20 protein-coding genes and 1 riboswitch are annotated in these 21,179 nt (G+C 70.0%); of the genes, 15 read left to right on the forward strand and 5 right to left on the reverse strand.

Features of this window, described 5'->3' with window-relative positions:
- Positions 1-6 precede the first annotated feature (6 nt).
- From J4E04_RS16390 to J4E04_RS16405, 4 genes are all read left to right on the forward strand, one after another.
- Complete coding sequence (locus tag J4E04_RS16390) at positions 7-840, forward strand: glutaminyl-peptide cyclotransferase (RefSeq protein ID WP_056446841.1); 834 nt, start codon at positions 7-9, stop codon at positions 838-840.
- A gap of 69 nt (positions 841-909) precedes the next feature.
- Positions 910-2,589, forward strand: coding sequence for an MFS transporter (locus tag J4E04_RS16395; RefSeq protein WP_285187861.1), 1,680 nt, complete (start codon positions 910-912; stop codon positions 2,587-2,589).
- Positions 2,586-3,095, forward strand: coding sequence for a DUF2771 domain-containing protein (locus J4E04_RS16400; RefSeq protein WP_490149033.1), 510 nt, complete (start codon positions 2,586-2,588; stop codon positions 3,093-3,095). The genes J4E04_RS16395 and J4E04_RS16400 overlap by 4 nt, the downstream gene beginning before the upstream one ends.
- Positions 3,096-3,142: 47 nt before the next feature.
- Positions 3,143-3,610: a hypothetical protein gene (locus J4E04_RS16405; protein ID WP_222640920.1), complete on the forward strand. Its 468-nt coding sequence runs from the start codon at positions 3,143-3,145 to the stop codon at positions 3,608-3,610.
- Between the two features lie 9 nt (positions 3,611-3,619).
- Here J4E04_RS16405 and J4E04_RS16410 read toward each other — a convergent pair whose 3' ends face one another.
- Complete coding sequence (locus J4E04_RS16410) at positions 3,620-4,039, reverse strand: cold-shock protein (protein WP_027504234.1); 420 nt, start codon at positions 4,037-4,039, stop codon at positions 3,620-3,622.
- Positions 4,040-4,244: 205 nt separating this feature from the next.
- On the opposite strand from J4E04_RS16410, the gene J4E04_RS16415 reads away from it, so the two are divergent.
- The 4 genes from J4E04_RS16415 to J4E04_RS16430 all read left to right on the forward strand — a co-directional run bounded on the left by J4E04_RS16415 (position 4,245) and on the right by J4E04_RS16430 (position 7,234).
- Positions 4,245-4,463, forward strand: coding sequence for a hypothetical protein (locus J4E04_RS16415; RefSeq protein ID WP_490149034.1), 219 nt, complete (start codon positions 4,245-4,247; stop codon positions 4,461-4,463).
- A 27-nt stretch (positions 4,464-4,490) separates the two neighbouring features.
- Positions 4,491-4,889, forward strand: a complete 399-nt coding sequence (locus J4E04_RS16420; RefSeq protein WP_222650989.1) for a YccF domain-containing protein — start codon at positions 4,491-4,493, stop codon at positions 4,887-4,889.
- Between the two features lie 89 nt (positions 4,890-4,978).
- Positions 4,979-6,265 (forward strand): glycosyltransferase 87 family protein, encoded by a 1,287-nt coding sequence (locus tag J4E04_RS16425; RefSeq protein ID WP_490149035.1) that lies wholly within the window; start codon positions 4,979-4,981, stop codon positions 6,263-6,265.
- A gap of 166 nt (positions 6,266-6,431) precedes the next feature.
- Positions 6,432-6,638, forward strand: a riboswitch (cyclic di-AMP (ydaO/yuaA leader).
- Positions 6,639-6,646: 8 nt separating this feature from the next.
- Complete coding sequence (locus J4E04_RS16430; protein ID WP_027504237.1) at positions 6,647-7,234, forward strand: transglycosylase family protein; 588 nt, start codon at positions 6,647-6,649, stop codon at positions 7,232-7,234.
- A 58-nt stretch (positions 7,235-7,292) separates the two neighbouring features.
- Here the strand turns inward: J4E04_RS16430 and J4E04_RS16435 are convergent, their stop codons facing one another.
- Positions 7,293-7,484 (reverse strand): hypothetical protein, encoded by a 192-nt coding sequence (locus J4E04_RS16435; protein ID WP_027504238.1) that lies wholly within the window; start codon positions 7,482-7,484, stop codon positions 7,293-7,295.
- A 72-nt stretch (positions 7,485-7,556) separates the two neighbouring features.
- On the opposite strand from J4E04_RS16435, the gene J4E04_RS16440 reads away from it, so the two are divergent.
- From J4E04_RS16440 to J4E04_RS16460, 5 genes are all read left to right on the forward strand, one after another.
- On the forward strand, positions 7,557-9,842 hold the full coding sequence (locus J4E04_RS16440) for a helicase-associated domain-containing protein (RefSeq protein WP_490149036.1): 2,286 nt from the start codon (positions 7,557-7,559) through the stop codon (positions 9,840-9,842).
- A 76-nt stretch (positions 9,843-9,918) separates the two neighbouring features.
- Complete coding sequence (locus J4E04_RS16445) at positions 9,919-11,574, forward strand: DNA repair helicase XPB (protein WP_222627798.1); 1,656 nt, start codon at positions 9,919-9,921, stop codon at positions 11,572-11,574.
- A gap of 1 nt (position 11,575) precedes the next feature.
- Positions 11,576-12,259 carry a DUF3239 domain-containing protein gene (locus tag J4E04_RS16450; protein WP_222640926.1) on the forward strand — a complete coding sequence of 228 codons (684 nt, stop codon included), beginning with the start codon at positions 11,576-11,578 and terminating at the stop codon, positions 12,257-12,259.
- A 41-nt stretch (positions 12,260-12,300) separates the two neighbouring features.
- Positions 12,301-13,584 (forward strand): pyridoxal phosphate-dependent aminotransferase, encoded by a 1,284-nt coding sequence (locus tag J4E04_RS16455; RefSeq protein WP_490149037.1) that lies wholly within the window; start codon positions 12,301-12,303, stop codon positions 13,582-13,584.
- The gene (locus tag J4E04_RS16460) at positions 13,581-14,630 is read left to right on the forward strand and encodes an AraC family transcriptional regulator (protein ID WP_056446817.1); all 1,050 of its coding nucleotides are present in this window, start codon (positions 13,581-13,583) and stop codon (positions 14,628-14,630) included. Before J4E04_RS16455 ends, J4E04_RS16460 begins: the two co-directional genes overlap by 4 nt.
- Here J4E04_RS16460 and J4E04_RS16465 read toward each other — a convergent pair.
- Both J4E04_RS16465 and J4E04_RS16470 read right to left on the reverse strand, forming a co-directional pair.
- Positions 14,619-16,208 carry a GMC family oxidoreductase gene (locus tag J4E04_RS16465; protein WP_490149038.1) on the reverse strand — a complete coding sequence of 530 codons (1,590 nt, stop codon included), beginning with the start codon at positions 16,206-16,208 and terminating at the stop codon, positions 14,619-14,621. The genes J4E04_RS16460 and J4E04_RS16465 overlap by 12 nt on opposite strands.
- A gap of 1 nt (position 16,209) precedes the next feature.
- Complete coding sequence (locus J4E04_RS16470; protein ID WP_490149039.1) at positions 16,210-17,946, reverse strand: aldehyde dehydrogenase family protein; 1,737 nt, start codon at positions 17,944-17,946, stop codon at positions 16,210-16,212.
- A 126-nt stretch (positions 17,947-18,072) separates the two neighbouring features.
- Here J4E04_RS16470 and J4E04_RS16475 point away from each other — a divergent pair, with 126 nt between their 5' ends.
- Together J4E04_RS16475 and J4E04_RS16480 are read left to right on the forward strand one after the other, a co-directional pair.
- Positions 18,073-19,290, forward strand: a complete 1,218-nt coding sequence (locus J4E04_RS16475; RefSeq protein WP_490149040.1) for a PucR family transcriptional regulator — start codon at positions 18,073-18,075, stop codon at positions 19,288-19,290.
- Between the two features lie 50 nt (positions 19,291-19,340).
- Positions 19,341-19,970: an alpha-ketoglutarate-dependent dioxygenase AlkB gene (locus J4E04_RS16480; protein ID WP_222627809.1), complete on the forward strand. Its 630-nt coding sequence runs from the start codon at positions 19,341-19,343 to the stop codon at positions 19,968-19,970.
- On the opposite strand, the gene J4E04_RS16485 is transcribed toward J4E04_RS16480, so the two are convergent.
- Entirely contained in the window at positions 19,936-21,012 is a 1,077-nt protein-coding gene (locus J4E04_RS16485) for a 3-deoxy-7-phosphoheptulonate synthase (RefSeq protein WP_037183986.1), read from the reverse strand. The two genes, J4E04_RS16480 and J4E04_RS16485, sit on opposite strands and share 35 nt — an antisense overlap.
- Positions 21,013-21,179: the final 167 nt, after the last annotated feature.

Consider the following 21,179-nt stretch of genomic DNA (forward strand, 5'->3'; position numbering starts at 1 on the left):
GGCCGTATGCGTTCGGGTCTCTTGCGTTCAGGTTCGGGAGTCGGCCGCGCGATCGGGTCCGGAACCGTCGCCGCCGCGGTGGTGCTCGGTGGATGCGCGCCGGACCCCGCACCGCCGGCCGCGGACGTGCCCCGCTTCGGCGTCGAGATCGTCGGCACGTCGCCGCACGACACCGACGCCTTCACCCAGGGTCTCGAGATCGACGGTGACCGATTGCTCGAGGGGACGGGCCGCGAGGGCCGCTCCCGCGTCACGGCGTCCGATCGGGAGACCGGCGACGTGCTCGCGGAGGTGGACCTTCCCGCACCGCTGTTCGGCGAGGGCCTCACTGTCGCCGGCGACACGGTGTGGCAGCTGACCTGGCAGGACGGGATCGCGGTGGCCCGAGATCGCGAGACTCTGCTGGAGCGGCGACGCGTCGACTACGACGGCGAGGGCTGGGGTCTGTGCCTCGACGAGTCGAGTGCGGGATCGAGCGGCCGCCTCGTGATGAGCGACGGCACCGACACCCTCACCTTCCGAGATCCGGTCACCTTCGAGCCCACCGGCAGCGTGCGCGTGACTCGGGGCGAGCGGCCGGTGACGTCGATCAACGAGCTGGAGTGCACCGCGGACGGGATCTACGCCAACATCTGGAAGACCGACGACATCGTGCGGATCGATCCGTCGACCGGCGCCGTGACGGCGATCGTCGACGCCTCGCCGTTGCGTGCCGCACTCGAGGACACGTCCGGAATCGACGTCCTCAACGGCATCGCGGCCGTCCCCGGCACGTCCCGCTTCCTCGTGACCGGCAAATTGTGGCCCACTCTGTTCGAGGTCGAGTTCCGACCACGGTGACCGAGGGACGCCGCCCCCGCCGAGCGAGTCGCCCACACTCCCCGACCCGAGGTGGGGGACAATGACGGGGTGACAGGTCCCGACGATCCGCGCCCCGGTTCGCGACATCCGGGATGGGACAACTACTCGCCGTCCGAGCGACTCCCACCCCGTCGATCGCCGCTGCCTCCGCTGCATCCACCGACGGCCGGACCGGGCGAGACGATCCCGGGCGACCCGACCACGGCGCCCGACCCGACGACACGCATGCCGAACCAGGACACCGGTCCCCGCCGTCCCCGCGTACCGCGCAAACTGACGGTCACCCGCGTCGCGGCGATGCGTGGTCGCGAGATCACGGGCAAGGGCATCGCGACGTTCCGACGCGCCGCCACCGCCGACGGAGCCGACAAGTCCGGTCTCACGGCGCTCACCTACGCGACGATGGCCAACTTCGCCTCGGACGCGGCGATGGCGGTGGCGCTGGCCAACACGCTGTTCTTCTCCGCCGCGACGGGCGAGGACAAGACCAAGGTCGCCCTGTATCTGCTCATCACCATCGCCCCGTTCGCGATCATCGCGCCCCTGATCGGCCCCATGCTCGACCGCCTGCAGCAGGGTCGCCGCATCGCGCTGGCCACCTCGTTCGTCCTGCGCGCCGTCCTCGCCGTGGTGCTGGTCTTCAATTTCGACACCTGGCTCCTCTATCCCGCCGCGCTCGGGATGATGGTGCTGAGCAAGTCGTTCTCGGTGCTCAAGTCGGCCGTCACCCCTCGGGTGCTGCCACCGGACATCGACCTCGTCCGGGTGAACTCCCGCCTGACCGTGTTCGGGTTGCTGGGCGGCACCATCTCGGCGGGAGCGGTCGCGGGTGCCATCGCGTTCGCACTGGGTTCCGCCGGGGCACTGTGGTTCACGTTCGCCGTGACGGTGTTCGGCGCGTATCTCTCCATGCGCATCCCGTCCTGGGTGGAGGTCACCGAGGGTGAGGTGCCCGCGACGCTCGGGTACCACGCCGAGGCGACCACCGGCGCGATCGGCATCGTCCCGGCGCCCAGCAAACGCAGGCAGCCCCTCGGCCGCGACGTCCTCACCGGACTGTGGGGCAACGGCACCATTCGTGTGCTCACCGGCTTCCTCACGCTGTACGTCGCGTTCGTGGCGAAGTCCCGCACCGAGCACGAGCCACTCCAGCAGGCACTCATGTTGGCGTTGGTGGGCGCGGCGGCCGGACTCGGCAACTTCGGCGGCAACGCCGCCGGCGCCCGGGTGAAGCTCGGTCGCCCGTCGGTGCTGGTGGTGCGCTGCACCGCGGCCGTCACTGCGGTCGCGATCGTCGCGGCTCTGACGAACAGCCTGCTGACTGCCGCGCTCGCGGCTCTCGTCGCCTCGGGCGCGAGCGCGCTGGCGAAGGTGTCGCTCGACGCGTCGTTGCAGAACGACCTGCCTCCCGAGTCGATCGCGTCCGGCTTCGGGCGCAGCGAGACGGTGCTTCAGCTGAGCTGGGTCATCGGCGGCACGTTCGGCGTGCTGCTCCCCACCGAGTACTGGCTGGGTTTCACCGTGGTGTCGGTGGTCCTTACGATCGGCCTGGTGCAGACATTCGTGACCCACCGGGGCGGCTCGCTGCTTCCCGGCTTCGGCGGTAAGAGACCGGTACGAGCGGACCAGGAGGTGGCGGGCAGCGAACTGCGCCACGCCACCGGCCGAATCCCCCGAGTGGATCAGGACGCGGGCCGCGCACCCGCGGGCGAGGACGCTCCCCGATGACGACACGCAAGATCCTGTACGGACTGTCCGCACTGGTCGCCGTCGTCGGCGTCGCCTTCGTGCTGGTGGTCGGCAAGGCGATCCTCGACGCCCCCGAGGAGTCCCCGCGGGTGTCCGCGTACGCCGACGGCCGGTACGAGGAAGTGAAACCGTTCCGGTACTGCCCGGTGCAGGAGCCGCTCTGCGACTACGAGGGCACGACCGCGACGATGCCCGTGCGCGAGGGCCATCCGCTGCAGTTGTCCCTGCCGGGCGCCATCTCGGAGAACCCGTGGGGCTTCGCCAGCGTCTACGGAGACCCGGACTCCGGCGACGTCGTGGAAGCAGACGAGTACTTCGCCCCCGGGACGCGGAACACGCTCACCGTGCCGCCGGTGAACGAGGACGGACTCGTGCTCATCGGCGTCGAGGTGCGCCTGCCGTCCGGTGTCATCGACGTCGACACCGACCAGGAGGAGATCGTCAGCCACGCCATCTGGTCGATCGCCACCACGACGGCCCTCTAGGACTCGGGGCTCGGGTGGTGGTGGAGGAAGCACTGACCGAGTTCGTCATGACCCCCCTGGACTCCCTGAAGCAACGGGACGTCTCCATGGTCGTCGTCGTGGCAACGGTGATATTCGTCGTCACCAACACGGCGTGGAACTGGACGTCGGTGTGGTGGACTCCGGCTGTCCTCGCGTTCGCCGCGGTGTTCGTGTGGACGGGGCGGGACGCCCCGCACCGACGGACCGTCGTGTACCCGGACCGACTCGAGGTTCATCGGCGCAAGGGCGTCACGTCCGTGATTCCCCGGGACGCGATCGAGTCGTTCCGCGGGAAGCCCGACGACGAGGGAGGACCCGTCGTCGGCGTGGTCGATGTGTACGGACGACGGACGATGCTCGAGGGAACCGGGCATGCCGTGCAGAAGCGATGGCGAGACGGCGTCAGGAAGTACTTGTCCGACGCACATCGACGCGAGGTGGACGCTCTCGTCGCGCAGTTCGAGCACTGGCGCACGCACGGCCGCTGGGAGTGACCGCCCGGGTCAGCTGTCCAGTTCGCGGGCGACGGCCCGGACCACCTCGGAGATCTTCTGGGCGGTCTTGCGGTCGGGGTACTTGCCCTTGCGCAACTCTGGCTGCACGGTGGCCTCGAGAAGCGTGATCATGTCCTCGACCATGCCGTGCAACTCGTCGGGCGTGTGCTTGCGAGCGGTCGGCTGATCGCGGCGGGCGGCGGCACCCGCCTGACGCAGTGAGGGCGCCGGGTCGAGAACCTTCAGCGACAACGCCTGGGGTCCGCGGCGTCCGGCGGCCATGCCGAACTCGACGCGCTGGCCGGCCTTCAGGCCCTCGACTCCCTGCGGGAGCGCGGACGACCGGACGTACACGTCCTCACCCTCGTCCTGCGAGAGGAAGCCGAAACCCTTGTCGACGTCGTACCACTTCACCTTGCCGGTCGGCACCGATCTCACCCATTCGTCTCGTTGATCGCGTCACATGAATAATCGCGCCCGTTGCCGCCGCCCATGACGGGCCCTGGCGCTCGGGACGCGATGAGTCGATGGTACTCCGCTGCGCGAACGACGAGCACCTCGATATCGCGGGGCAGGCGCCGGGTAGGCCGGAGGCCGGTCGGGTCGTCAGGACGGCGGGATAGTGTGCTGTCTCGTGACCGACTCCCCCCGTACCGGAACCCCGGCGCTCCTGGTCGCCGCCCTCGTCTGTTTCGGGCTGGGCCTGCTGGCGATCGTCGTCATGTTTGTGACGCTGATCGTCTGGGACGATCCGCCCGGACTGTGGATCTATCTCTCGGCGATGCTGTGCCCGCTGGGGTTCCTGCTCGGTATGATCCACGCGCTGCGGTCGGGCCGCCGAGCCCGTCGCTGACACGGCGGAACCGGGCATACTGGTCGCATGCGCCTGCTGCTGAACGTCATCTGGTTGATCTTCGGCGGCCTGTGGCTCGCTCTCGGCTACTTCGTGGCCGGCATCGTCTGCTGCATTCTCATCGTCACCATCCCGTTCGGTATCGCGGCCTTCCGCATCGGGGTGTACGCCCTGTGGCCCTTCGGCCGGACCGTGGTGGACAAGCCCACGGCTGGTGTCGCCTCGGTGATCGGCAACGTGATCTGGATCGTCGTGGCAGGGATCTGGCTGGCCATCGGGCACGTCCTCACCGCGATCGCCATGGCGATCACCATCATCGGGATCCCGCTGGCGTTGGCGAACCTCAAGCTGATCCCGGTGTCGCTCATGCCGCTGGGCAAGGACATCGTCGACTCGGACGCACCGTTCGTGGCCACGCGCTACTGACGTCGGGGCGCGCACTCAACAGAACGAACGGTTCCTTATCGGCGTGGCCCGAGGGGTGATACACGTCGGATCGGTCTACCATCCTGTGCGTGATACTGAAGAAATCCGATGACCGCACCTTCGGATCACACAGGATCTTCGTCGCCCTCACCGTGATCGGTGCCGCCGTGGCGCTCGTCGCGCACGATCGGCTCATCCCGTTCGACGTCCCCAAGTTCGGGTTGTTCCGGTTCGGCATCGACGCTCTCGTGTACCGCGCCGGCGGAGCGACGGTGCTCGACTCGTCCCCGCTGTACGCCCACGATCTGGTCGGCGAACTCCCCTTCACGTATCCCCCGTTCGCCGCGCTGGTGTTCGCACCTCTCGGGGCGATGTCCACCGCGACGACCAACATCGTCTTCTGGCTCGGGAACATCGCGCTGCTCTATCTGATCGTCCGGTCCTGCTGGATGGTCCTGGGCTTCCGCGACGACCGCAGTCTCCGCATCGTCAGCGCCGCACTGTCCATCGTCTTCACGTGGCTCGAACCGGTGCGCATGACCATCTGGCTCGGTCAGATCAATCTCGTTCTCCTGGCGCTGGTGCTGTGGGACCTGTCGCGGCCCGAGGGCAGCCGGCTCCGCGGCATCGGGGTCGGCATCGCCACCGGCATCAAGATGACTCCCGGACTGTTCCTCGTCCACCTAGCGCTGACACGGCAGTGGCGGGCACTGGTCGTCGGCGTCGTCACCGCCGCGGCGACCGTGGTGCTCGGCTTCGTCGTGCTCTTCTCCGACGCGGTCACCTACTGGTTCGGCGCCATCTCCGACTCGTCCCGCATCGGCGACATCTCGTCCGGCGCGAACCAGTCGCTACGCGCGTCGATACCGAGGTGGTTCGGCATGACCGAGGCGCCGACGCTGCTCTGGATCGTCATCGCCGGAGCCGTCTGCGTGGCCGGCCTTCTCGTGGGCGCCGCGGCGCACCGCCGGGGGTTGCCGCTCCTCGGCCTGATCGTCATCGGCCTGACAGCGCCTCTGGTGTCCCCGTTCTCCTGGGGTCACCACTGGGTATGGCTCCTGCCGCTGGTCATCGTCTGCATGGACGTCGCACTGCGTGCCTCGAGCCCGCTCGCCTGGATCCTGCCGCTCGTCGCGAGCCTGCCTCAGATCGCCTGGTTCTGGGTGGCGCCCGGTGACGTCTACGCGATCGGCACCTTCATGCTCCCGCCGTCGAACCGACTCGAGGGTGTGGCGCTGCAGACCGTCTACCCGACCACGGGTGTCCTGGTGCTCGTCGTCGTGGCTGTGATCCTGCGCACATGTGACGTCGGACACATAACGAAGCGGTCACGAACGGGTGACGAGACGGTGGTCAGCACGTCTTCGCCGTCCTAGCTGCGACGACCCGTTCGAACACCTCACAACGGCGGCGCGACGCGCGCACCAGGGGAAGTTATCGAACAGTGACATGTGTGCCCGTTTCGTAATACTGTCCATCACGGCCGGAAGTTCGGCCGACGTCCGGCCCGCCGCGCCAAACCTCGTCCCGCGGGTACCGGACATCCCTCACAGACATGATCAGGGACGAGGGCGGGGGACCCACACGTCCTTCGTAGATATCCGGCCGGCCCTCGCGGCGCCCCACCGGGCACCGAGCAGTCGACCTAGGGGTGAAGCCTCTCCGCTCCAGCCAGGAGCGCACCGAGGCCGGGCTACCTCTCAGCCCGAATCCGACAGCTGACCTCGCAGGCGCGTGTGGAGAGGATTTCTACCCTTATGAGCGGACGTCATCGCAAGCCGAGCACCACGGGCAAGACCGTCGCCAAGGTCGCCGTCACCGGCGCACTGGTCGGCACCGCAGGTCTCGCATTCAGCGGCACGGCCAACGCAGCCCCCGATTCCGACTGGGACCGTCTCTCGCAGTGCGAGGCCGGCGGCAACTGGGGCATCAACACCGGCAACGGTTTCCAGGGCGGCCTGCAGTTCTCGCCGAGCACCTGGACCGGACACGGCGGCGGAGAGTTCGCGGCCACCGCGAACCAGGCCAGCCGTGAAGAGCAGATCGTCGTCGCCGAGCGCGTGCTCGAGTCGCAGGGCTGGGGCGCCTGGCCGTCCTGCTCCTCGCAGCTCGGACTGAGCAGCGGCCCGACGCAGCGCGACGCACCGGCGACCACGGCGCCCACCGCACCGGCACTCCCCGATCTGACGAGCATCCCGTCGACCGAGCAGGCCGTGCAGGGACTCACCCAGGTCGTCCAGAACTTCACCAACGATCCGGCGATCCTGGGCTTCGTCCAGGCCGCCACCGCGGATCCGCAGGTGGCGAGCTTCATCGCAGCGAACCAGGATCTCCTGCCCCGCTGACCCACTCCACGAGAAAGGCCCCCACCGACTGGTGGGGGCCTTTCTCGTGTCTCGCGCGTCAGCGGTTGATGACCGTGTGGGGATGCGCGTAGGGCAGCGAGTCCACCGGCAGCGGGAACTCCGTCTCCTCACCGAACGGGGACAGGTTTCCGGCGCGCGCCGACATCAGTTCGGTGACGGGATGATCGTCGTCGTCTGCACTGTGCGGCCAGCCCGGGTCGACATATCGCTTCTTCTCTGAGTTCGCCATGGTTCATTTCACCATTCGGAGTAGCGCCTCTGCCAGTCCAGGTCCCTGGACCGGTCTCTACGCTTGACCTCGATGACCGACAACGAGGGCACGCCGGCGGACACACTCACCGAGTGGTTGTCCGCGCGCAGCGACGACGAACTGGCCGAACTGCTGCGGCTCCGCCCCGACCTGACCATCCCGCCGCCGCCCACACTCGAGGTTCTGGCGGGCCGGTCCGAGCAACGCGCCTCGGTACTGCGCGCGGCCGAGGACCTGGACACCACGTGCCTGACCGTCGTGGAGCTGCTCGCGCACGAGGGCGCCGACACCGCCCCGGTCGCCCGCGCCCGACTCGACGAGATCGTCGGCCGCCGAGCGACGAAGAAGGCGGTCGACGCGGCACTGTCGGTGCTGCGTGCGCGTGCGCTGGTGCGCGGCACGACGTCGCTCACCCTGGTCGCGGCCGCACGCGACGCCGTGCCGTGGCGGGTCGGACGGTTCTTCGACGTCGACGCCTCGCTCACCGCCGAGGTGGTCGGTGCGAAGCTCGCGGAGATCGACGACCGCAGCCGTGAGCTGCTCACCACGCTGACCCGCTCGTCGTCGATCGGCCGGACGCGCGACGCCGCACCCGGTACGCCCGCGGATCGGCCCGTCCAGCGCCTGCTCGCCGCCGGGCTGCTCACCTGGCTCGACGACAACACGGTCGAACTGCCGCCGCAGGTCTCGCAGGTACTCCGCGGCGAGCCCGTCACCGATCCGGTGTCGCTGGCCCCACCGGCGGCGTCGACCACCGCTGTCGGGGTGGCGGACGTCGACGCGGCCGCCGCCGGGGAGGCCCTCGAGCTGCTGCGGCACTGCGAGGACATCGTCGACTCGCTCTCCCGCACGCCCGCGCCCGCACTCAAGGCGGGGGGACTCGGCGTCCGGGAGATCCGACGCATCGCAAAGGCAGCCGATCTCGACGAGGCGCGGGTCGGCCTGCTGGTCGAGGTCCTGGCGGGCGCCGGACTCATCGCGGTGGGGCTGCCCGATCCGGGACCGCTCACCGACATCGACGACATGTGGACGCCCACCCCCGCGGTCGACGCGTGGGTCACCGCATCGCCGGCACAGCGCTGGGCCACCCTGGCCGGAGCCTGGCTGGATCTGCCCAGGGTGCCGTGGTTGATCGGCATGCGCGACGCCAACGACAAGCCGATCGCCGCACTGTCCGACGAGGCCCGCTCGGCCGCCGCGCCCCGAGACCGGCGGATCGTGCTGGGCGTGATCGCCGATCTCGCCTCGGGAAAGGCCCTCGCCACCGAGGACGTCGTCCGCATCGCCACCTGGCGCAGGCCACGCCTCGCCGCTCGCCTGGGCGTCGGCCCGGTCTCCCGCTACCTGGCCGAGGCCGGCGCTCTCGGGGTCGTCGGCCGCGGAGCACTGTCCACCCCCGGACGCGCACTGATCGGTGATCCGTCCTCGGCCGCGGCGGCGATGCACCGCGTCCTGCCCGACCCCATCGACCACGTTCTGGTCCAGGCCGACCTGACCGTCGTCGCCCCCGGGCCGTTGACTCCCGAGCTCGCGCAGCGGATGGCGACGGTCGCGGACATCGAGTCGGCGGGCGCCGCGACGATGTACCGCATCGACGAGCGGACGCTTCGACGTGCTCTGGACGGCGGCACCACCGCCGCGGAGCTCCATGCCCTCTTCGCCACCCACTCTCGGACGCCCGTCCCGCAGTCGCTGACCTACCTCATCGACGACGTCGCCCGGCGCCACGGACGCCTGCGTGCCGGGATGGCGTCGTCCTTCGTCCGCTGCGAGGACCCCGCACTGCTCGCGGAGGTGCTCTCCTCCCCCGCCGCCGAGGCCCTCGCGTTGCGGGCACTGGCCCCGACCGTCGCGATCTCGCAGGCGCCGCTGGCCGACGTGCTGGCCGGGCTGCGCGCCGCCGGGTTCGCACCCGCGGGCGAGGACTCCTCCGGCACCATCGTCGACGTCCGCGATCGCGGTGCGCGCGTCGTCCCCCGTCGCGGTCGCTCGCCCTACCGCACGCCCGCCGTCCCCACGGACGAGCAACTGGGGCGCCTCGTCTCGGAGATGCGGGCCGGCACCCGAGCCGGAGAGGTGCGCCGGACCGAGCGTGAACGGGTGCGGTCCGACGGCACCCGTGCGTCCGGCGCCGCGACGATCGCGCTTCTCCAGCGCGCCGCGTTGTCCCGCTCACCGATCAGCATCGGTTACGTGGACGCTGCCGGTGTCTCGAGCAACCGTGTCGTCGAACCGGTGACCGTCGGCGGCGGCCAACTCGACGCGTGGGACCCCGACGCCGGTGTCATGCGTCACTTCACGTTGCACCGCATCACGTCGGTGGCCCTGCTCGCCTGAACTGCCGCGCCGGTGCAAGGCACAATGGACTGGTTGCGCCCCGGTTCGTCCATGCGGGGCGCGTGAAGGAGAGACCGTGACCGACGGACCGTTGATCGTCCAGTCCGACAAGACCCTGTTGCTCGAGGTCGACCACGAGCTCGCCGGGCAGGCCCGCTCGGCCATCGCTCCGTTCGCCGAGCTGGAACGCGCACCCGAGCACGTCCACACCTACCGCATCACCCCGCTCGCGCTGTGGAACGCGCGCGCCGCGGGCCACGATGCCGAGCAGGTGGTCGACGCCCTCGTGACCTTCTCCCGCTACGCGGTTCCGCAGCCCCTGCTCGTCGACATCGTCGACACCATGGCCCGCTACGGCCGGCTCCAGCTGGTCAAGTCGCCCGTGCACGGGCTGTCCCTGGTGAGCCTCGACCGCGCCGTGCTCACCGAGATCATGCGGCACAAGAAGATCGCCCCGATGCTCGGCGCGCAGGTCGACGACGACACCGTGCTCGTCCACCCCAGTGAGCGCGGGCGCCTCAAGCAGATGCTCCTCAAGGTCGGCTGGCCGGCCGAGGATCTGGCCGGATACGTCGACGGCGAGGCGCATCCCATCGATCTGGACTTCTCCGGTGGCCACTGGGAGCTACGCGACTACCAGCAGATGGCGACCGACTCGTTCTGGGCCGGCGGATCCGGTGTGGTCGTCCTCCCCTGTGGTGCCGGCAAGACGATGGTGGGCGCCGCGGCCATGGCCAAGGCCCGCGCGACCACACTGATCCTCGTCACCAACACCGTCGCCGGTCGGCAGTGGAAGCGCGAGCTCATCGCCCGAACCTCTCTGACCGAGGAGGAGATCGGCGAGTACTCCGGCGAGCGCAAGGAGATCCGCCCGGTCACCATCGCGACCTACCAGGTGATCACGCGCCGCACCAAGGGTGAGTACAAGCACCTCGAGCTCTTCGACTCCCGCGACTGGGGCCTGGTGATCTACGACGAGGTGCACCTCCTCCCCGCTCCCGTGTTCCGCATGACAGCCGACCTGCAGTCGCGACGCCGACTCGGACTCACCGCGACGCTGGTGCGCGAGGACGGCCGCGAGGGCGACGTGTTCTCGCTCATCGGCCCCAAGCGTTACGACGCACCGTGGAAGGACATCGAGGCACAGGGCTGGATCGCGCCGGCCGAGTGCATCGAGGTGCGCGTCACTCTGACCGACGCGGAACGCATGTCGTACGCCGTGGCGGAGCCGGAGGAGCGTTACAAGCTGTGCTCCACGGCGCACACGAAGATCGCCGTGGTGAAGTCGATCCTGGCGCGGCACGAGGACTCACCGACGCTCGTCATCGGCGCGTACCTCGACCAGCTCGACGAGCTGGGTGCGGCCCTGGATGCTCCCGTGATCCAGGGCTCGACCAAGAACAAGGAACGCGAACTGCTCTTCGACGCGTTCCGCCGCGGCGAGATCAAGACCCTCGTGGTGAGCAAGGTCGCCAACTTCTCCATCGACCTCCCCGAAGCCTCGGTGGCCGTGCAGGTCTCGGGCACCTTCGGATCCCGGCAGGAGGAGGCCCAGCGACTGGGCCGACTGCTGCGCCCCAAGCACGACGGTGGGCAGGCGCACTTCTACTCGGTCGTCTCGCGCGACACCCTCGACGCGGAGTACGCGGCTCACCGCCAGCGCTTCCTCGCCGAGCAGGGCTACGCGTATCGCATCACCGACGCCGACGACCTCCTGGGACCGGCGATCTGACGTGCGCACCTTCGACTTCCCCGTGGACCGCGCGCACGCCCGGTCGGTGAACGAGACCCTCGGCGACGTGCGGCGGTTGCGCATCTCGTCCGTCGTCTTCGCCGTGCTCCTCGCGGGCGGCGCGGCCTGGCTGTACGTCCTCGACCACGCGTGGTCCTACATCCTGTGTGCGGTGCTGGCCGTGGCCGCCCTGATGTCGCTGTGGGTATCCGTGTGGGCGCCCCGCAAGGTCGGGTCCATCGACGAGCTGTACGCCTCGAGCGCGTTGGTGCCGGCCATGGTGTCGGAGACGCGACCGCGTGGAGCCACGATCCTCGCGCTGATCGACATCGCCAAGCCGGAGACCACCGTCCCGCACTACGCACTCGTCGTCCGGAACGTGCGGGCGCTGCCAGGACACACGATGACCGAGGGCGAGCGCGTCCCCTCCGTGGCCGTGCTGTCCGACCGGAGCGCCAAATCCATCTCGGAGACGTGGCAGATGGTCAGCCCCATGCCCGTCGCCTGGGGTACGCGGGACCGGACCGTGCTGCGGACGGCCATCGAGGCCATCGATCCGGTCGAGTGGAAGCTGCTGCGCAAGAACCTGTCCGTGTCGGAGACCGTGCGGCAGGCCGAGAACGATCAGCTCCTCATCGACCCCCACGACCTGCCCGAGGAACTGCTGCAGAAGCGCGCGGACTGACGCGTCGAGGGACTCGTGACTCGAACGCTAGGCTCCCCCTCATGGCTGTGACGTCGAACGACCGCGCATCGAGTCCGGCCGGCCTCCGGCCTTCCGACTCCGAACCGGCCGGCCTCCGGCCTTCCTCCCGCGAATCGAATCCGGCCGGCCTCCGGCCTTCCCGCACCGTCGCCCGGCTGCGCCCCTTCGCGTCCACCATCTTCGCGGAGATGACCGCGCTGGCGGCCACGCACGACGCCGTCAATCTCGGACAGGGTTTCCCGGACACCGACGGCCCCGCGCGCATGCTGGAGGTGGCGCGCGAGGCCATCGCGTCCGGCCTCAACCAGTACCCGCCCGGGCCGGGCATGGCGGTGTTGCGCGACGCCGTCGCTCGGGACCGGGCCGGCCGCTACGGCACCGAGTACGACCCGGACGCGGAGATCCTGGTCACCGTCGGGGCCACCGAGGCGATCAGCGCCGCGATGCTCGGCCTCGTCGAGAGCGGTGACGAGGTGCTGCTCGTCGAGCCGTACTACGACTCCTACGCGGCCGCCGTCGCGCTCGCGGGTGCGCAGCGGCGCACGGTCCCCCTCGTCGTCGACGGCGATCGGTTCGCCCTCGACGTCGATGCCCTGCGCTCCGCCGTCGGCCCGCGCACCCGCATGATCGTCGTCAACTCCCCGCACAATCCCACCGGAACCGTGTTCACCGCATCGGAGCTGGCCGCGATCGCCGAGGTCGCGTGCGAGCACGACCTCCTGGTCCTCACCGACGAGGTCTACGAGCGACTGGTGTTCGACGACGCCGTCCACACCCCCATCGCCACGCTCCCCGGCATGGCCGAGCGCACCATCACGGTGTCGAGCGCGGCGAAGACGTTCAACGCCACCGGGTGGAAGACGGGGTGGGCCTGCGGACCCGCCGACCTCATCGCCGCGGTGAAGGCGGCCAAGCAGTTCATGACCTTCGTCGGCGGCGCCCCCTTCCAGCCGGCGGTGGCCCACGCCCTCGACCACGAGAGCGCCTGGGTGGACGCCCTGCGAACGGGACTGCAGGCCAAGCGGGACACGCTGTCCGCCGCGCTGTCGCATGCCGGGCTGGACGTCAAGCGCAGTGAGGGCACGTACTTCGTCTGCGCCGACATCGCTCCACTGGGCGAGTCCGACGCCGACAGTTTCTGCCGTGCGTTGCCCGAACGCATCGGCGTCGTCGGCGTACCGGTGGACGCGTTCGTCGATCACCGCGAGGGCTGGGACACCCTGGTGCGCTTCGCCTTCTGCAAACAGGATCACGTGCTCGCCGACGCGGCGTCGCGCTTGGCCCGATTGTCCGCCACCCCATGACGATCGACACTGCGGCGCCGCCGACCATCTCGGTGGAGTTCGTCCGCACGGCGGTGACCCTCGCGCGGGAGACGGGTGTGGACCTGTCCGCCTGCCTGCGCGAGGCCGACATCGACCCGCACGTCCTCACTCGACCCGGCGCCCGCCTCACCACCGACCAGGTCACGCGCCTCACTCGCGCGCTGTGGCAGATGACGGGCGACGAGCTGATGGGTCTCGGATCGGCTCCGGTGCGCCGCGGCACCTTTCGGGCACTCAGTCTGACGATGATCCACCGCCCCGATCTGGGGAGCGCGCTCGAGCGGATGGTGGACGTCGGTCGCGCCTTTCCCGGCGTCCCGCGCGGTGTGCTGATGCGCGGCGGGGGACGCGCCCGGCTCGAACTCGTCGACTCCCCGACGATGATCGCCGATCAGCTCTCCCCGGAGGCGGCCGAGGCGGCGCAGCGCATCCGCATCGAGTTCCTGCTCATCCTCTGGCACCGCTTCTCGGCGTGGCTCATCGGGCGGCGCGTGAAACTGCTGTCCGTCCAGGTGCCCTTCCCCGAACCGCAGCATCCGTCGCCGCGGGTGTACGACGACATCTTCGGGGTGCACGTGACGTTCGGATCCGACGTCGCGGCACTGGAATTCGACGACGCGATCATGGCGTCACCGCTCGTGCAGACGGAGGAGAGCCTCGAGGAGTACCTCCGCGAGTCGCCCAATCGCCTGTTCTCGGAGCGGGACTACGGCTCCAGCGCGGCGAGTGTGGTGCGGCGCGCCCTCGCACTGGGCGCGATGGGCCGCGCCTCGACCACCACCGACATCGCGACGATGTTGTCCATCAGCGTGCCGCACCTGCGCCGGTTGCTGCGCCAGGAGGGCACGTCACTGGGTCAGCTGCGCGACGAGGTGCTGCGCGACGCGGCGGTCGCCGGGCTCGAACGAGGCGAGACGGCCGAGGAGATCTCCTCGCGTCTCGGCTTCTCCGAACCCAGCGCCTTCCGCCGCGCCTTCAAACGGTGGACCGGGATGACGCCGGGGTCGTACCGCTCACACGCGTGAGGCGAGCACGAACTCCGACAGCTTCTCCCCGATGAGCACCGACGGTGCGTGAGTGTGGCCGCGGATGATCGTCGGCATCACGGACGCGTCGGCCACGCGCAGCCCCTCCACCCCGCGCACCCGCAGCTCCGGATCCACCACCGATACCGCGTCCGAGCCCATCCGGGCGGTGCCCACCGGGTGGTAGAGGGTGTGAGACATGGTCTCCAGCGACTCGCTCAGCGCTTCGTCGAGTGCCTCGCTGTTGCGCAGTACCGGGCGCACCATCTCCCCCAGTCGCGATTTCAGCGGCTCCGTCTGCGCGATGTCGGCGCAGTAGCGCAGCCCGCTGAGCATCGCCGCGCGGTCCACACCGCCCGGGTCGGACAGGTAGCGCGGATCCACGATCGCCTTGTCCAACGGTGCGGACGACCGCAACGAGATGCGTCCGCGGCTCTCCGGCTTGAGCAGGATCGAGGCCAGGATGGCCGCATGCGAGTCCGCCGGGATGAGACCCTCGTCGAAGAAGGGCGCCGGCGCGAAGAGCAGTTCGATGTCCGGGAGGTCGAGCGAGTCGCGGCTGCGGACGAAGCCGTACGCCTCCGCGACGTTGGAGGTCAGCATGCCGCGTCGACGCGCGAGGTAGTTGATCAGCTCCGGAATCTTCTCCGCGGTGAACAGCGTGTCGGACTGCACCCCGTATCCGAGGGCGGACACCAGGTGGTCCATGAGGTTCTCGCCCACCTCGGGGGCGGCGTGCACCACGTCGATGCCGTGCTCGGCGAGATGCTCCGGCGCACCGATCCCCGACAGCATCAGCAACTGCGGAGTGTTGATGGCACCGCCGGACAGGATGACCTCCTTCGAGGCCCGAACCGTGTGCAGCGCACCGTCCTTCGAGTACTCGACACCCACTGCGCGGGTTCCCTCGAAGAGCACGCGCGTGGCCTGCGCCTCCGTCACCACGGTGAGGTTGGGCCGTGACATGGCCGGCCGCAGGTACGCGTCGGCGCAGCTCCACCGGGCGCCGCGCTTCTGGTTGACCATCGTCTCGGTCATGCCCTTGGGCGTGGGGAGATTGGCGCGCTCCGTCGACAAGCCCAGTGCCGCGGCCGAGTCGAGGTACGCGCCGGTGATCGACCGGGGACTGCGCTGCTTCGACACGTGCAGCGGTCCGCCGCTGCCCTCGTCGGACTCGGTGGCACCCTCGATGTTCTCGATACGGCGGAAGGTGTCCACCACGCTGTCGAACGACCACCCGGGTCCCGCTGCCTCCGCCCAGTCGTCGTAGTCGGCTGCGAACCCGCGCACCCACATCATGGCGTTCATCGACGAGGAGCCGCCGAGCATGCGCCCACGGGGCCAGAAGATCCGTCGGCCGGCGAGTTCGGCCTGCGGCTCGGTGTCATAGTCCCAGTCCAGTTCCGAACGGAAGAGCTTCGAGAACCCGGCGGGAATGTGGACGAACTTGTCCTTGTCCTCCGGGCCCGCCTCGAGGACGACGACGTCGGTGTTCGACGCGGCACTGAGCCGATTCGCGACGACGCATCCTGCGGATCCTGCGCCGACGACGACGTAGTCGGTGGAAGTCTCGGTCATGTCAACCTCTCAGAGCGGACGCGAAGATGGCGGGCAGGGCTTTCCAGGACGGAGCCGCGGCGAACGCGGTGAACCGCTTCGCGGTGGTGGCCGCGGTGCGGTTGGTGACGAACCACGGCGGCTTCGGCGACAGGGTGAACTCGCCCTTCAGGATCGAGCGCGGCGCGGGTCGGAAGGGCCCGCGGACGATGGTGCGCTCGGGTCGGTCGATCAGCAGTGCATTGTGCACGACGCCGATTCCGCTCTGGACGTCGTCGAGCGTGTGGCCCGGGAACGCACCCCAGGTCGCCGCCGCCGTGAGGAAGCCGACGCCGGTCCACGCGTTGAGCGCGATGGTGCCGTAGCGCAGGTCCTCGAGCATCTCGTCGACGGCGGTGCCGAGCGACGACAGCGTGTCGGGATGCGCGATCACGTTGACGCCGAGCGTGCCGACGAACTCCTCGTTCGACATGCGGACGGCCTCGTCCACGAAACGTTGCCCGGTGTAGGGGATTTCGATGACACCGAGCACCGGTGCGAAGTACTCGGTGGTGAGCAGAGCGCGGTAGCTGTCCGGATCGAGGTCGCTCACGAGGGTGCGGCCGCCGGACGGGCCGAGCGACTCCGCGCCCGGGTAGTCCGCTCGGGCACCGGCGACGCGGGTGGCGCTGCCGGGGTAGTACGGCTCGCGGTCCGGCGCCTCGTGGAGTGCCGTGCGCAGTGCCGCCAGGAACGCGTCGCGCTGCGGCCACTCGGAGGAGATCACCACGACCTGCGCGGCGACGCAGTTGTAGCCGCCGTTGTGCAGCCGCTGGGTCACCACGTGCTCGGCCTGGAACCGGATGTCCGCGTCGGACCACTCACCCGGGATCACGATGACCGGCGAGACGCCGCCGAGTTCGCTCGAGATGGGCACGTCGAGCAACGGGGTGTTGGCCTTCCTGCGCTCGGCACCCTCCTCGCCGGTGCCGAAGACGATGGCGTCGTGCGTGATCGAGCTGCCCGTCATGTGCACGTGCGCCACGGCGTCGTGGTGCACGAGGTACGAGCCGACGTCCGGGCCACCGGTGAGGATGCGCACCGCGCCCAGCTCGACCAAGGGAGCGAAGACGGCGCGGAGCACCGGTTCCATCGGATCCGTCACCGGGTTGAGCTTCAGCGCGACGACGCGGTTGTGCGCGACCAGTTCGTAGAGCGTGTCGAGCGGGGCGATGGACGTGATGTTGCCGGCGCCGAGCACCGCACCGATGCCCCCGGTCTCGGTCGGGTTCCGTTGCGCGAGTCCGGCGTCACGGCGCGCGGTGTCCGCGTCGACACCCGGTTCGAGCCACACCTCGGCGGAGAACCCGTTGAGCAGCAGCGTGTCGAAGATGTTCGACGGCAGCACCTGCACGGTGGTGCGCCCGCCCGGACCCGAGCCGATCCGGGCGTCCGCGAGCGGGCTATTCCCGACGGCGAGCTGCCGCAGACTCTGCGCGAGCACGTGGCACGCGGTGACGACGGAGTACGGCCCGGAGAGCCATTCCTCACCGAGGAGTGCGGAGGCCGCGGGCAGCTTCTTGAATCGAGCGGCCGCGTCGACCCACTCCTGCGCCTTCGACGCCGTGAGGGCCGCGACCCGGTCGAGAAGGTCCGCGCGGTCGCCGAGCGAGGCACGTGCCCATGCGGCCTCGCCCTGTTCGAGGTCGCGGAGAGCCGCGTCGACCTCGGGAAAGGCGGATGCGCCGGTGGTACTCGGGGTGAGTTCGCCTGTGGTCATACCGTTGATTGTGACCTGTACTACATCGGGTGGCCATAGGCGGACGTCGGCAGCTCACGCGCCCGGTTTGTGCCGAGGCACAGCCGCCCTGTGGCGTCCGTCACCGGACAGCCGTACGGTGGAGTGATGTCGACGCCCGTGGCCGTCCGCCGCTCCGCACCGGAACCGCTCACCTCGCAGGGTCTCGCCGCGCTGCTGGGAGAGCACGTCGGCGAGCTCAGCGAGCGACTCGTCCTCGACATCCTGGTCGCCGAACAGTCGTACCTCGAGGCCACGTCGCTCACGCGGGACGAGCTCGCCACGGTGTGCACCGGCAATCTTCGGTCCATGCTCGACGCTCTGACCACGGGCGCGAGCGGCGACCTGGAACCCGCACGCGCGGCCGGCCGGATCAAGGCCGAGAACGCGGTGCCGCTGGCGGCGTTGCTGCACGCATTCCGCCTCGGTGGTCGTCTGATCTGGGCCGAGCTCACCGCGGCGGCCGCGGGCCGGGCTCCGGAGGTGCTGCTCGCGATGGCCACCGAGGTGTGGGCACTGGTGGACACCTACTCCGACGCGGCCGCGGAGGCGTATCGCGACGCCGCGGACCGGCTCGCCCTCGACGACGCCGATGCGCGCCGCATGGTGCTCCGCGCTCTGTTCGACGAGACCGCCTCTGACCCCGCTGCCGTGCAGGACGCCCTGCGAGCCTTCCGCATCCCGGACGCGGGCCACTTCGCCGTCGTGTCCGCCGAGACCACCGTCGACCGGGGTGCCACTCCGGGCAGCGCGCGCGAGAGCATCCTGCCGCTCGGTGTCGAGTCGGTGTGGGACACCGATGCGGACGGTCACCTGGGACTGCTGGTCGCCTCGGCGCCGGCGGTGCTCGACGACGCGGTGGACACCCTGGGCCGGCTCTACGGCACCCGACTGGGTGTCGGCACGTACTACGAGCGGTCGCTGTCCACCCCGACGGCGGTGGCGCAGGCCCGGACGGCTCGTCGCTGCGCACCGCCGGGGAGCGCGCGCATCAGTCGCTACGACGCGTGTCCGGTTCCGCTGCTGCTGGTCTCGACTCCCGACGCCGCCGCGCGGGCCGCCCGACAGATCCTGGGTCCGCTCGCCGTGGCCGAGGGCTCGCACCGCCTCGCGGACCGGGACAGCCTGCTCGAGACGCTCGACGCGTGGTTCGCGGCCGCCGGTTCCACCACCGCGGCGGCCGACCGCTTGCACTACCACCGCAACACCGTGCTCTACCGGCTCCGCCGTATCCACGACCTCACGGGCCGTGATCACACGAACCCGGCGGACGCCGCCGAACTGTACGTCGGTCTGCGCGCAGCGGAGCTGGCCCGCGTTCGGTGACGACAGCCGTGTAGGAACATACGTTCGAACGACCGCGCTACGATGGCCCCGTGACCTACGCACTCCAGGCGTCCCTGTTCGACGACGGCGCGGACGGACCGTCGCTCGGCTCCCTCACGTCCGTCCGCCGGACGGTGTTGACCGACGGCGCGTGGATCGACGTGCTGCCGAACTGGGTGAGCGGCTCGGACTCCGTCTTCGACCGGCTGGTGGAGGAGGTTCCGTGGCGGTCGGAACGCCGACCGATGTACGACCGCGTCGTCGACGTCCCGCGCCTGGTCTCCTTCTTCCCCGATCCCGAGCGGCTGCCCGCCCCCGTCCTGGTCGATGCCGGTCGACAGCTGAGCGAGCACTACCGAGCCGAACTGGGCGAGGACTTCGCCACGGCCGGACTCTGCTTCTACCGCGACGGCAAGGACAGCGTCGCCTGGCACGGCGACGACCTCGGACGCGGAGCGCGCGAGGACACCATGGTCGCCATCGTGTCCCTCGGCGCCGCACGGCCGCTGTTGCTGCGACCGCGCGGCGGCGGTCCCTCGGTGAGACACACTCTGGGACACGGTGATCTGATCGTCATGGGCGGGTCCTGTCAGCGGACCTGGGAGCACTGCGTGCCCAAGAGCACGCGCGCCACGGGGCCCCGGATCAGCGTCCAGTTCCGACCGCACGGCGTGCGCTGACGGCGTCGGCCAGCGCACGCACGGCGCGTTCGGTGTCGGCCCACCCGAGGCAGGCATCGGTGATCGACTGGCCGTAGGTGAGCGGCTCCCCCAACGTGCCGAGGTCCTGACGGCCCTCGACGAGGAAGCTCTCCACCATCACCCCCACGACGCCGCGGTCGCCGCCGGCGATCCGGTCGGCGAGGTCGCCCAGCACGTCGAGCTGGCGTCGGTGGTTCTTGGCACTGTTGCCGTGGCTGACGTCCACCACCACCCGCGGGTCCGCGCCCGAGCGCCGGAGCCGCTCCCCAGCGTCGGTCACCGAAGCCGCGTCGTAGTTCGGGCCGGAGGACCCACCCCGGAGGATGACGTGGGCGTCCTCGTTGCCCGTCGTGCGCACGGCGGCCAGTCGGCCGTCGTCGTCGACCCCGGCGTACACGTGCGGCGACCTCGCCGAGCGCACCCCGTCGACGGCCACCTGCACGTCGCCGTCCGTTCCGTTCTTGATGCCCACCGGCATCGGCAGACCGCTGACCATCTGGCGGTGAACCTGCGACGACGCGGTGCGGGCACCGATCGCCCCGTACGTCACCAGGTCCGAGAGATGGCCGGACAGAGCAGGATCGAGGAACTCCGTCGCCGTGGGCAGGCCGCCGTCGACGATGGCGGCCAGAATGCGCCGCGCCGCCCGGAGCCCGGCGTCGAGATCGTCCGAGCCGTCGAGGCCGGGGTCGCTGAGCAGACCCTTCCAGCCCACCGATGTCCGCGGCTTCTCGAAGTAGACCCGCATGATCACCTGGAGTCGATCCCCCACCTCGTCGGCCAGGACGGCCAGCCGGCGGGCGTAGTCCAGTGCCGCGATCGGGTCGTGCACGGAGCACGGGCCCACCACGACGGCCACGCGGTCGTCGGCTCCGGTCAGGATGGCGCGCAGGGCGTCACGGCTGTCGGCGACGCGGAGAGCCGCGTCGGCGGATGCGGGTTCCGCGTCCCGCAGCGCACGCGGCGAGACGAGCGGACCTGTCCGCGACAGGTCGGGAAGAGTGTCGAGTGCGAGAGTCACGATGAGTCCTCGGGGCGGTCGGGTGAGACGTCACGACCGGGACACGCATTCCACGCGAGCCGGTCCTGCCGGCTCGTCGGGTGGAGTGGGTCAGCGCATGGTTCCGCTGACCGGACCACCGAGGGCCGGCCTGCTGAACCAAAAATATGCTCGCTGCACACAGGCAC

The sequence above is a fragment of the Rhodococcus sp. NFXS4 genome (assembly GCF_058139645.1).

Excerpts from the sequence above, each read along its gene's own strand:
- J4E04_RS16390 (WP_056446841.1), top strand. The coding sequence starts at position 7 with ATGCGTTCGGGTCTCTTGCGTTCAGGTTCGGGAGTCGGCCGCGCGATC.
- J4E04_RS16400 (WP_490149033.1), top strand. The coding sequence starts at position 2,586 with ATGACGACACGCAAGATCCTGTACGGACTGTCCGCACTGGTCGCCGTC.
- J4E04_RS16405 (WP_222640920.1), top strand. The coding sequence starts at position 3,143 with ATGACCCCCCTGGACTCCCTGAAGCAACGGGACGTCTCCATGGTCGTC.
- J4E04_RS16420 (WP_222650989.1), top strand. The coding sequence starts at position 4,491 with ATGCGCCTGCTGCTGAACGTCATCTGGTTGATCTTCGGCGGCCTGTGG.
- J4E04_RS16430 (WP_027504237.1), top strand. The coding sequence starts at position 6,647 with ATGAGCGGACGTCATCGCAAGCCGAGCACCACGGGCAAGACCGTCGCC.
- J4E04_RS16435 (WP_027504238.1), bottom strand. The coding sequence starts at position 7,484 with ATGGCGAACTCAGAGAAGAAGCGATATGTCGACCCGGGCTGGCCGCAC.
- J4E04_RS16440 (WP_490149036.1), top strand. The coding sequence starts at position 7,557 with ATGACCGACAACGAGGGCACGCCGGCGGACACACTCACCGAGTGGTTG.
- J4E04_RS16455 (WP_490149037.1), top strand. The coding sequence starts at position 12,301 with ATGGCTGTGACGTCGAACGACCGCGCATCGAGTCCGGCCGGCCTCCGG.
- J4E04_RS16460 (WP_056446817.1), top strand. The coding sequence starts at position 13,581 with ATGACGATCGACACTGCGGCGCCGCCGACCATCTCGGTGGAGTTCGTC.
- J4E04_RS16465 (WP_490149038.1), bottom strand. The coding sequence starts at position 16,208 with ATGACCGAGACTTCCACCGACTACGTCGTCGTCGGCGCAGGATCCGCA.
- J4E04_RS16470 (WP_490149039.1), bottom strand. The coding sequence starts at position 17,946 with ATGACCACAGGCGAACTCACCCCGAGTACCACCGGCGCATCCGCCTTT.
- J4E04_RS16475 (WP_490149040.1), top strand. The coding sequence starts at position 18,073 with ATGTCGACGCCCGTGGCCGTCCGCCGCTCCGCACCGGAACCGCTCACC.